Source organism: Niveispirillum sp. SYP-B3756 (assembly GCF_009495745.1).
Lineage (GTDB): Bacteria > Pseudomonadota > Alphaproteobacteria > Azospirillales > Azospirillaceae > Niveispirillum.
Genome location: NZ_WIDQ01000002.1, coordinates 641,489 through 653,282, shown reverse-complemented (window position 1 = coordinate 653,282; position 11,794 = coordinate 641,489). Strand labels below are relative to the sequence as shown.

The following is an 11,794-nucleotide window of genomic DNA, read 5'->3' as shown; positions in this document are numbered from 1 at the left end:
ACGGGGATATCTGATGTCAAGCCAGCGGCTGGCCCGCTCAGCCCTGCATATCCTCCAGCTCGCGCCCCTTTGTCTCCTTCACCAGGGCACGAACGAAAAAGAAGGAGACCAGTGCCGAGGCTGCATAAAAACCATAGGCCCCGGTCAGCCCGACACTGACCAGCAGCACGGGGAAGCTCATGGTGATAGCAAAATTGGCGATCCATTGGGCGAAGCCGCTGACCGCCAAACCCGATCCACGGATCTGGTTGGGGAACATTTCGCCCAGCATCACCCACATCACCGGGCCCCAGGACAGGTTGAACAGCACGGCATAGGCATTGGCGCTGATCAGGGCGATCAGGCCGGCATTGTCCGACAGGTGCAGGGAACCACCTTCCAGCGTGCCGGTGGAAAAGGCGGCGGCCATGGCACCCAGGGTCAGCGCCATGCCGGCAGAACCGAGCAGCAGCAGCGGCTTGCGCCCCACCTTGTCGATCATCACCATGGCGGCGATACAGGCCAGGATGGACAGGGTACCCGACAGCACGTTGATTTTCAGCGCATCACCCTCGGTGAAGCCCACGGCCTGCCACAACACGGCCCCGTAATAGAACACCACATTGATGCCGACCAGCTGCTGGAAGATGGCCAGCACCAACCCGGCCCAGACGATGGGGCGGATACGGCTGCCGCTGCTGGTGCGCTCAATCAGATCGGACAGGCGCGGCTGATGATCACCAGCCAGCGAGGCGCTGATTTCCCCCACCTTACGGCGGGCCGCACGTTCCCCGAACAGACGGGTCAGCACCTGTTCGGCCTCCGCCAGGCGGCCCTTGGCCACCAGATAGCGCGGGCTTTCCGGGATCAGCAGCAGGGTCAACAGGAACAGGCCCGCCGGGATCACCTGCACCCAGAACATCCAGCGCCAGGCGGCAAAGCCCCACCAGAACGGCTCTGTCGAGCCACCAGCGGCATGGGCGATGACGTAATTGCCCAGGAAGGCTCCGGTCAGGCCGGAAATGATCATGATCTGCTGGATGGAGGCCAGCCGGCCCCGGATGGCGGCGGGCGTCACCTCACTGATATAAGCCGGTGCCAGCACCGATGCGGCTCCCACCGCCAGCCCGCCGATGAAGCGGGCAAAGACGAAGGTACCGGAACTGGTGGCGGCCCCCGCGCCCCAGGCGGTGACCATGAACAGCAGGGCGGATACCAGCATCACCGCCCGGCGACCCCAGCGGTCAGCCAGCCGGCCGGCGGCAAAGGCGCCCACGGCGCAGCCCAGCAGGATGGAGGCGACATTGAAGCCGGTGCCGACACTGTCGGAGCCGAAGGCCTTTTGCAGCCCATCAACGGTGCCGTTGATGACGCCGCTGTCATAGCCGAACATGAAACCGCCGATGGTCGCCACGGCGACGATCAGCAGGATCAGCCCATGATTGGCCTGTTCATCCCCCGCATCGGCGCTGACGGGTCCGCTGGCCGCGAAATGTGCCATGTTCCTCCCCCTGTCCGGATCGCCCGGACCTTTGTTTCCGAATTGGCGCCATGCGGCGCTTCTTATTGGCGAAAGATGCGGAAGTTAGCGCTATCAATCAAGCTGTTTTAAATGGAACGGGCTGGTTTTCGGAAAAGCCGGACGCTTTCTGCCTCCTTGGCTCACCCCTTTGGCGGTGGCGCCACCGATTTGCGTTCCACCAGTTCGAAATCCAGCACCTCTTCCACCGGCACCGGCGTGCCGCCATCGCGGGCCGTGCGCACGGCGGCGATCAGCAGTTCCAGGGCGCGTTCGGCCATGGCCGCGACCGGCTGGCGGATGGTGGTCAGTTCCGGCCAGACCATGGTGGCCAGCGGCGTATCGTCGAACCCCACCACCGACAGGTCGGCCGGCACTGACAGCCCATGGCGGTGGGCCACATTCACCGTGGCGGCCGCCATTTCATCATTGCTGGCGAAGATGGCAGTGGGCCGATCAGCCCCGTTCAACAGTCGCTCGGCGGCGACGATGCCGGAACGGTAGCTGAAATAGCCCTGTTCCACCGGCGCATTGGCCGCGTCCAGCCCGGCTTCCTCCAGCGCAGCCTTGAAGCCGCGCCAGCGCTCCTCGCTGGCGGTCTGGTTGGGATGGCCGCGCACGAAGCCAATGCGGCGATGGCCCTTTTCCAGCAGATAGCGGGTCATCGCCTGAGCCGCAGCAAAATCATCAATGCGCACATTGATGCCACCTGGCTGCGGCCGACCCATGGCCACCGTCACCATCTGGATATCGGCCGCCTCGATGGCGGCCAGCACGGCCGGCGCTTCGCACAGCGGCGGCGGCAGCAGAATGCCTTCAATATTGGAGCGGGCGAACAGCCGTGCGGCCTCCCCCTGCGCCTCCGCCCCCTCCTGATCACAGGATTCAACGGTCAGGTGTGAGCCGCCACGCCGCGCCCCTTCCAGCGCCCCGATCAGGAACTGGCCCAGATAGGCCGCACTGGGGTTGGCATAAAGCAGCCCCACCTGGGTGGCCCCGCCGGCGGCCAGGCTGCGGGCGGCATTGTTGGGCTTGTAATTCAGCTTCTCGATGGCCTGCTGCACCAGGGCCCGCGTCTGATCCCGCACCACGCTTTCGCCATTGATGACGCGGGAAACGGTCATGGCGGAAACGCCGGCCTCCCGCGCCACATCCTCAATGGTGACAGCGCTGCCTTTGCGACGTCTGGTCCGGATGATTTTGTTTTTGTCAGACGCGCTGCCCATGATGTCCTGGCCCCGCGCAAGGCGGGCTTTGCAGATGGATGGAAAGGGTGGTTCCGGCCAGCCCCCTTGGTCGATACGGCCTTATGCGATGTAAAACAACAATGATAACGCTATCATTATTTGCCAATCGTCATAGGGGGCGGAATGGCCTGCTGATCCCTGCGGCGAAATGGAACTGCCGCTTTCTTGTTCGCTCCTTTATGGTGGCACCATGACAGGGGGAATCCGCAGGCACCGCACCGCCATTCCGGGATGGGCGCGCCGTTTGGCGCTGGCGGGCAGCTTCCTGGCCTGTTTTGCTTTGCTGCTGAACCTTTTGGTGTGGTCACTATATGCCCCGGCCATGGCGGCCGGCATCACCACACCGATCTGTGCCGCCCCCGCCGCCAAAGCCCTGGATGGTAAGACCCAAGGCCATATTGATCTCGGCGCGCGCCATTGCCCGCTGGGTCTGCTGGCGGCCGGTCTTGCAGCCGCACCGGCCGCCCTGCCGGTCCCGCTCCCCACGCTGCTGCAGGCGGTGGGCCTGCGGCTGGAAACAAAGCGGATCAGCGCGCCCCCGCGCTTTGCCGCCTGGGATGCCCGCGCGCCACCGGCCCTGGCCTGATACCAATCTCCCTCGATCGTGACCGATCCAGGGAGATTTTGCGTTCCCTCAGATGCCGGGCGGGCGTATCCGCGCCCTTGGCTTGCGCGGGCACGTGCCCGCGGGCCGGCGGTCGCCAGCCTCCGACCCGGCGTCTTCCAACAGCAATCTCAGTTGATGGCCACAGCGGCACGGGCCTTGTCCGCGCCCTTGTGGCGGCGGCGCCGTCGCGCGCTGTCCTTTCGCGGAAAGACCAGGAAATCATGTCTGCCACCAAAATCGCGGCACGCCTCTCCGCCTGCCTGCTGCTCGGCACCGTGCTCCCCGCCACCACTGCCCAGGCTGCCGACCAGCCGCCCACTTCCACGCCGGCACCCTCCATGCTGCTGCCCACGCTGGTTGTCACCGCCCCGGCCATGTCCACGCCGCTGATGGTGGAAACCGATCCCCGCCAGCCGCGCCAGCCGGTGCCGGCCAATGACGGGGCGGGCTATCTGAAATCCATCCCCGGCTTTTCGGTCATCCGCAAGGGTGGGACGGGTGGTGACCCGGTGTTCCGGGGCCAGTCCGGTTCCCGCCTGGGCATGATGATTGATGGGTCGCCGGTGCTGGGCGGCTGCGGGATGCGCATGGACCCGCCCACCGCCTATGCCTTCCCAGAGGCGTTCGACAAAATCACCCTGCTGAAGGGCCCGCAAAGCGTGCGCTATGGCGGTGGCATGTCCGGTGCCGCCGTGCTGTTCGAACGCAATACTGAACGGTTCACGGCACCGGGGGTGCGGGGCAATCTCAACCTGCTGGGTGGCAGCACCGGCCGTAACGATCAGTTGGCCGACCTGACGGCCGGCACGTCGCAGGCCTATATCCGCATGATCGGCACCCGCGCCCATAGCGATGATTACGAGGATGGCGACGGCAACAAGCTCCATTCCGCCTATAACCGCAGCAGCGCCACTCTGCTGGCCGGCTGGACGCCGGATGACCAGACGCTGCTGGAAGCCAGCAGCGAATTCAGCAAGGCGCGGGCCGCCTATGCCGACCGCATGATGGATGGCTCCAAGTTTGACCGGGAATCCCACCGGCTGCGCTTTGGCCGCGATGATCTCTCCCCCCTGATCGGCCGGGTGGAGGCCAGCGCCTATTACGATTATGTCGACCATGTGATGGATAGTTTCAGCCTGCGCCGCTGGACCGGCGGCATGATGGGCCCGCTCAGCAACCCCGATCGCAAGGGCTATGGCGGCCGCGCCGCCGTGGAATTGCGTCCGCAACCCAACTGGACGGTGACGCTGGGGGCCGATGCCAGCCATGACCGGCACGCTGTGCGCAACCTGTCGGTGGCCGAATATCGCGCCGGGATGGATTACGAACAAAAACCGCGCCTGCCCGATCTGGAATTCAACACCATCGGCGGTTTCATCGAAACCAGCTACGCCCTGTCTGCCGACCGGATGCTGGTGGGTGGCTATCGCCTGAACCGCACCAAGGCGGAAAGACTGACCATCGCCAATGGCCCCACCGACAGCGACGTGCTGCATAATGGCTTCCTGCGGCTGGAACAGGAGATTGCGGGGACGCTGCCGCTGACCCTGCATGTCGGTGTCGGTCACAGCGAACGCGCGCCGGATTATTGGGAGCGCAACCGCAATTTCGCCCTGGACCCGGAAAAGACCACGCAGATCGATGCCGGGCTGATGCACCGGTCTGATCGCTGGACGGGCTCCGTCTCTCTCTTCGCCAACCGGATCGATGATTACATGCTGCTGTCCGGCAGCACGGGCAAGAATGTCGATGCCCGCCAATGGGGCGGGGAGGCGGAACTGGCCTATGCCATCGCCAGCGCCTGGCGGGCGGATGTCTCGCTGGCCTATGTGCATGGCCGCAACCGCAGCGAGGACCGGCCGCTGGCCCAGATGCCGCCGCTGGAGGCCAAGCTGGGCCTGAATTATGATGACGGCACCTGGATGGCCGGCGGTCTGGCCCGGTTCGTGGCGGCGCAGAACCGGGTGGATATTGGCTGGGGCAATATTGCCGGCACCGATATTGGCAAGAATGATGGTTTTGCCATTTTCTCCGCCTCTGCCGGCTGGCGGCCAGCGGCGGGTGTGACACTGACGCTGGGCGTGGATAACCTCTTCGACCGCACCTATGCCGAAGCGCTCAGCCGGGCCGGCACGCCCAGTCTGGTTGGCCAGGGCTATGTCCAGACCATCCGGGTCAATGAACCAGGTCGCACTTTCTGGCTGAAAGGCGGCATCACCTTCTGATGAAGCGGGGGCGGTCTGCGGTTTAACGCCCGCCGCCCCCCTCTCCCCGCAGTCACTGCTGGCCTGAAATGCTGCCTTCTCTACAGTTTGGGGTGGGCATCACCCGTCCGTTCCCATAATAAGAACATAGTAAAAACCTGATGGATCGGTCGGGGGGCCATGTCCGGCAACACGGTGCCGCATATTCTGATTGTGGAGGACTCACCCACCCAGGCGCTTCAGCTGGAGCTGATCCTGGAAGGGCAGGGCTGGACCTCCACCATCTGCGGCACGGCGGAGGCGGCGCTGGCGGCACTCACCCATCTGCGCCCGGACCTGCTGGTGGTGGATTACCATCTGCCCCGGATGAGCGGGGATGAATTCATCCGCCAACTGCGCCTGAATGCCGCCACTCGCCCGCTGCCCGTTATCATGCTGACCGATGAGGCGACGGCGGAGGCGGAGTTCAAGGGGCTGGAAAGCGGGGCAGATTCCTATCTGCCCAAATCCGCCGATGCCGATGAACTGGTGCTGCGCATCGGCGGCCTGCTGCGCCGTGCCGGCGGCGGTGCTGGCCCCAACGGGCTGGCGGCCCCTTCGCTACGCGCGTCGCGCCTGCTGATCGTCGATGACAGCCCGACCTTCCTGGAATATCTGCGCCTGCTGCTGCATGAGGAAGGCTATGAGGTGGTGGCCCTGCAAAGCGGGCTGGCCGCCGCCGCCCTGGTGCAGCAGGAAAGCTTCGACTGCATCATCGTTGACCTGCATATGCCGGAGATTGATGGCGTGGCGCTCTGCGCCAAGCTGGATGCCATCCGCCGCCGGCGGGAGGATCTGTTCCAGATCGTCATGCTGACCGCCAGCGACAGCAAGACCGACCTGATGCGCGGGCTGGAAGCCGGCGCCGATGATTATGTCACCAAGGGCAATGATGTGGAGATCATCAAGGCCCGTATCCGTGCCCTGGTGCGCCGCAAAAGGCTGCATGAGGAAAATCTGCGCATCTCCATGGAGTTTCGCCGCAAGGAACAGGAGCTGGAGCGCACCCGCGATGAGGTCCGGCTGGCCGAGGCCCGCGCCTCCCTGGTGGAGGCGCTGGAACGCTCCAACCGTGAGCTGGCCGCCACCAATGCCAAGCTGACCCAGGCGCAGGTCGAACTGACCCGCGCCAAGGAAGCGGCGGAGGCCGCCAATCAGGCCAAATCCGAATTCCTGGCCAATATGAGCCACGAGCTGCGCACGCCGATGAATGGCATCATCGGCATGAATGCGCTGCTGCTCTCCACCAGCCTGACGCCGGAACAGCGCCATTCCGCCGAACTGGTGGGATCATCCGCCAAGCTGCTGCTGGGCCTGCTGAACGATATCCTGGACGTCTCCAAGCTGGAGGCGCGGCAGGTGAAGCTGGAATATCTCGATTTCGATATCCCCGCTTTGTTCGCAGAGGTGGTGCAGCTGATGGCCCCCAAGGCGGCGGAACAGGGGATCGAGCTGGTGCTGGATATCGCCCCCGCCGCCCGCACCCGCGCCGTCAGCGACCCGATGCGGCTGCGTCAGGTGGTGCTTAATCTGGTGGGCAATGCCATCAAATTCACCAACCGGGGCGGGGTGGTGGTGGCCGTGCGGCTGGAAGGCAGCCCGACGGTGCCCAGCCTTTCGGTGCGGGTGACCGATACCGGCATCGGCATCCCGAAGGAGGCGCAGGCGCGGCTGTTTGACAAGTTCGTGCAGGCCGACAGTTCCGTCACCCGTCGTTTCGGCGGCACCGGGCTGGGGCTGGCCATCTGCCGCCAGACCATGGAATTGATGGGCGGCAGCATCGGGGTGGAAAGCCAGGTCGGCGCCGGCTCCAGCTTCTGGTTCCGCGTGGGCGTGCGGTCGTTGGCGGAACCGCTGCCCTTGGAGCCGCCGCCGGCCGAACTGGTGGGCCGCCGCGCCCTGCTGGCCGATCCCAGCCCGCTGGTGACGGCGGCCCTGACCGCCGATCTGGAAAGCCTGGGGATGCAGGTGGGGCCGCTCTCCTTGGACCCGATGGGGGAAGCAGCGGAGGCAGCCGACCTGTTGCTGGTGGAGGCCGCAAGCCTGACGCCGGCCCGTGTGGCGGCCCTGCGCCAGCGCTTCCCCGCTACGCCCCTGGTGGCCCTGCGCCCCATCGGCGCGGTGGCCGATCCGGTTGATCCCGGGCTGGCCGATGCGGTGCTGGAAAAGCCGGTGCTGCACGCCCTGTTGCGCAGCAATCTGGCAGCGCTGCTGACCGGCCGGCCGCTGCCGGTGGCCGCCCCGGCCGATCCCTCGCCCTGCCGGGAAGAACCGGGCAGCGGCGGGCATATCCTGCTGGCGGAGGATAATTACATCAACCAGCAGGTGGCCCTGCATATGCTGACGGGGGCTGGCTTCACCGTTGACGTCGTGGGCAATGGGGCCGACGCGCTGGCCGCCTTGGGCCGGGGCCGGTATGACCTGATCCTGATGGATGTGCAGATGCCGGTGATGGATGGGGTGGAGGCGACGCGCCGCATCCGCGCCGATGAGGGGCCGGGCCGCCATATCCCCATCATCGCCATGACCGCCCATGCCATGACGGGGGTAGAGGAAAGCTATCGTGCCGCCGGCATGGATGATTACATCTCCAAGCCGGTGGAATATCAGGCTTTTCTGGCCAAGGTGCGCTCCTGGTCCGGGCGCGGTCGCGCGCCCGATGCAGTGGCCGCTACCGATCCCGCCCCGCCGCCGGGAATTGACGAGGCGGCGATCCTGCAAATCCAGGCCCTGATGCCGCCGCCGCAATTCACCATCCTGATGGGCAATTTCCTGGCCAATTCCCGCCAGCGGCTGGCGCGGGTGGCGGCGGCGCGCCTGTCCGGCGATCTGGGGGCGCTGGGCCATGACCTGCATGATCTGATCAGCACCACCGGCAGCTTTGGCTGCCGCGATCTGGTGGTGCTGGGCCGGGAGGTGGAGGCCGCCATCCGCACCGGTCAGCCCGACCCGGCCCTGACCCGGCTGACAGATTTCTGCGCCGCCGCCACCCATGCGCTCACCTATCTGGAAGAGCGCTTCCAACCGGCGGTATAGCAAAGGGCGAAGCGACGTCGCCTTGCCTGCCCCCACCGAGCCCGGGCCCAAGCCACCGACAGGTAAACCCGTCGATAGAGGCGCTGTAGAGGCGCACGCGCGGAAAATACGCGCCAATGACCGGGGGGAGATTGAAAGGCAAAACACAACACCACCTCTCTTCCCACTCGCCCTCAACAATGGTAGCGTTATCAAAATCAGTCCCTACCAATATCGAGAAACCACCATGGGAAACGCCGTCGCAAATTCCGTTGATCTGCTGCCCGCCGATGCGGCGGCCGGGGTCTTTGTCGGTCGCCTGCAACTGGAGGCCGGCCCCACCCCGGTGATCATCCGCCAGGGCATGGTGGAAGACGTATCCGACACCGCCGCCACCGTGGCCGACCTGCTGGCGCTGGATAACCCGGCCGCTGTGACCGGCCGGCCGCTGTTCGATGTGGCCGAACTGGCGGCACGGGCGGCGGCACAGGATGCCCGGTCCCCCTTCATCCTGGCGCCCATCGATCTGCAGGTGGTGAAGGCAGCCGGCGTCACCTTCGCCATTTCCGCCATCGAGCGGGTGATTGAGGAGCGGGTGCGCGGCGATGCCAATGCGGCGGCTGCCGTCCGCGCCTCCATCGAAGCGCGCATCGGCGGCGGCATCCGCGCCGTGGTGCCGGGATCGGAAGAGGCGGCCAAGCTGAAGCAGGTGCTGATCAATGACGGCATGTGGTCGCAATATCTGGAAGTCGCCATCGGCCCGGATGCGGAGATTTTCACCAAATGCGCCGTGCTGGCCTCAGTCGGCTGGGGGGCGGAAATCGGCGTGCGCTCGGATTCAAGCTGGAACAACCCGGAACCGGAAGTGGTGCTGGCGGTGGACGCCAAGGGCCGCATCCTGGGGGCCACGCTGGGCAATGATGTGAACCTGCGTGACTTTGAAGGCCGCAGCGCGCTGCTGCTGTCCAAGGCAAAGGACAATAACGCCTCCTGCTCCATCGGTCCATTCATCCGCCTGTTCGATGCCGGATTCACCCTGGATGATGTGCGCAACGCCGTGGTCGATCTGCGGATCGACGGGCCGGAAGGCTATGTGCTGACCGGGCGCAGCACCATGCGGGAGATCAGCCGCGATCCGGCGGAACTGGTGCGTCAGGCGATGAGCGAACATCACTTCCCCGATGGGTTCGTGCTGTTCCTGGGCACCCTGTTCGCCCCGACGCAGGATCGTGACGATCCGGGCCGCGGCTTCACCCATAAGGTGGGCGATGTGGTGCGGATTTCCGCTGAACGCCTGGGTGCCTTGTCCAACCGGGTAACGACGGCGCGCGATGCCGCCCCCTGGCATTACGGCCTGCGGGTGCTGATGCGCAATCTGGCGGGGCGCGGGCTGCTGCGCTGACGCGCGCAGCCCCTTCCCTTTCCCCCTTCTTATTCTTTGACGTGATTGGAAGAAATCCATGTCGGCAACTGAAACGGCCGGTGCGCTCACCGCCATCTATCCCAGCCTGCGGGGCAAGCGCGTGCTGGTCACCGGTGGCGGGTCCGGCATTGGGGCGGGTATTGTCGAAGCCTTCGTCGCCCAGGGGGCCGACGTGGTGTTCTTCGACATTGCCGAAGAGGATTCCCTGGCGCTGGTGGCAAGCCTGTCCGGTGCCAACCCGGCCCCGCGCTTTCTGCGCATGGACCTGAAGGATATCGCCGCCTCCCAGGCCGCCATCGCCGCGCTGGTGGCCGAGGGCGGGCCGTTCCATGTGCTGGTGAACAATGCCGCCAATGATGACCGGCATGGGCTGGACCAGATCACCGAAGCCTATTGGGATGACCGCATGGCGGTGAACCTGAAGCATAAGCTGTTCTGCGCCCAGGCCGTGGTGCCGGGGATGCGGGCGGCCGGCGGCGGGGCCATCATCAATCTGGGCTCCATCTCCTGGCATCTGGCCTTGCCGGAACTGTCGCTGTACCAGACGGCCAAGGCAGCGATCGAGGGCATGACCCGTTCGCTGGCCCGCGAATTGGGGCCGGATAATATCCGCGTCACCTGCGTGGTGCCCGGCAATGTGCGCACCCCGCGACAGGAAAAATGGTACACGCCGGAGGGTGAGGCGGAAATCGTCGCCGCCCAGTGCCTGAAGGGACGGCTGGTGCCGCGCGATGTGGCGGCCCTGATCCTGTTCCTGGCATCCGATGATGCGCGGCTGATCACGGCCCATGAATATTTCATCGATGCGGGGTGGCGATGAGCGTCGTAACCAGCCAACCGGTCAGCGTCTGGTCGCTGGGTGCCACCCTGGGCGAAGGCCCCACCTGGGTTGCCCGCGATGCCGCGCTGTGGTTCGTGGATATCAAGAAGCAGCATGTCCACCGCTATGACCCGGCCAGCGGGTCGCGGCAAAGCTGGGACGCGCCGGGCCAATGCGGTTTCGTGCTGCCGGTGGTCGGGGGCAGCTTCATCGCCGGGTTGCAGCAAGGGCTGCACCGGTTCGAGCCCGCGACGGGGGCCTTCACCCCGCTGGTGGCCCCGGAACCGCATTTGCCGGGTAACCGGCTGAATGATGGTACGGTGGATAGCCAGGGCCGGCTGTGGTTCGGCAGCATGGATGATGCGGAGATTGCCGATAGTGGCAGCATCTATCGGCTGGCCGCCGATGGCACCTGTGTGGCCAGCACGCCCAAGGTCTGCATCACCAATGGCCCGGCGCACAGCCCGGACGGGTCGATCCTCTACCATATCGATACGTTGGGCGGGCGGGTCCATGCCTGCGCGCTGGGGCCGGACGGGTCGGTTCGCTCCAGCGACGTGCTGATCGCCATGGATATGGCCGAGGGCTACCCGGACGGGCCGGTGGTAGATGCCGAGGGCTGCCTGTGGATCGGCCTGTTTGCCGGCTGGGGCGCCCGGCGCTATTCCCCCAAAGGGGAATTGCTGGAAATGGTGCGCTTCCCCGTGGCCAATATCACCAAGCTGGCCTTTGGCGGGGCAGATGGCACAACCCTGTTCGCCACCACGGCCGCCAAGGGCCTGTCGGATGCCGAGCGCGCCCAGCAGCCGCAGGCGGGCGACCTGTTCCAGTTCAGCGCCAGCGTGCCGGGGCTGCGGGGCGCGGAGATTGCGGTCGGGGTGTGAGGCGGGGGGCTGCATCTTCAAGGAGAAGCTGACAACCTCCTTCTATCATCCGGAAAT

General features: G+C 65.7%; 8 protein-coding genes. 6 read left to right on the top strand and 2 right to left on the bottom strand.

Annotated elements, in window-relative coordinates:
* Window positions 1-37: 37 nt before the first annotated feature.
* On the bottom strand, window positions 38-1,480 hold the full coding sequence (locus GE253_RS06750; RefSeq protein WP_153203347.1) for a sugar porter family MFS transporter: 1,443 nt from the start codon (window positions 1,478-1,480) through the stop codon (window positions 38-40).
* A 161-nt stretch (window positions 1,481-1,641) separates the two neighbouring features.
* A complete protein-coding gene (locus tag GE253_RS06745; protein ID WP_153203346.1) occupies window positions 1,642-2,724 on the bottom strand; it encodes a LacI family DNA-binding transcriptional regulator in 1,083 nt (360 codons plus the stop codon).
* Window positions 2,725-2,935: 211 nt separating this feature from the next.
* On the opposite strand from GE253_RS06745, the gene GE253_RS06740 reads away from it, so the two are divergent.
* From GE253_RS06740 to GE253_RS06715, 6 genes are all read left to right on the top strand, one after another.
* Window positions 2,936-3,331 (top strand): DUF2946 family protein, encoded by a 396-nt coding sequence (locus tag GE253_RS06740; RefSeq protein WP_153203345.1) that lies wholly within the window; start codon window positions 2,936-2,938, stop codon window positions 3,329-3,331.
* Between the two features lie 242 nt (window positions 3,332-3,573).
* Window positions 3,574-5,577, top strand: coding sequence for a TonB-dependent copper receptor (locus GE253_RS06735; RefSeq protein WP_153203344.1), 2,004 nt, complete (start codon window positions 3,574-3,576; stop codon window positions 5,575-5,577).
* Between the two features lie 159 nt (window positions 5,578-5,736).
* Complete coding sequence (locus GE253_RS06730) at window positions 5,737-8,631, top strand: response regulator (RefSeq protein WP_153203343.1); 2,895 nt, start codon at window positions 5,737-5,739, stop codon at window positions 8,629-8,631.
* A 226-nt stretch (window positions 8,632-8,857) separates the two neighbouring features.
* Window positions 8,858-10,012, top strand: coding sequence for a fumarylacetoacetate hydrolase family protein (locus GE253_RS06725; protein ID WP_153203342.1), 1,155 nt, complete (start codon window positions 8,858-8,860; stop codon window positions 10,010-10,012).
* Window positions 10,013-10,070: 58 nt separating this feature from the next.
* Window positions 10,071-10,853 carry an SDR family oxidoreductase gene (locus GE253_RS06720; RefSeq protein WP_153203341.1) on the top strand — a complete coding sequence of 261 codons (783 nt, stop codon included), beginning with the start codon at window positions 10,071-10,073 and terminating at the stop codon, window positions 10,851-10,853.
* Window positions 10,850-11,737, top strand: a complete 888-nt coding sequence (locus tag GE253_RS06715) for an SMP-30/gluconolactonase/LRE family protein (protein WP_153203340.1) — start codon at window positions 10,850-10,852, stop codon at window positions 11,735-11,737. Before GE253_RS06720 ends, GE253_RS06715 begins: the two co-directional genes overlap by 4 nt.
* Window positions 11,738-11,794 lie beyond the last annotated feature (57 nt).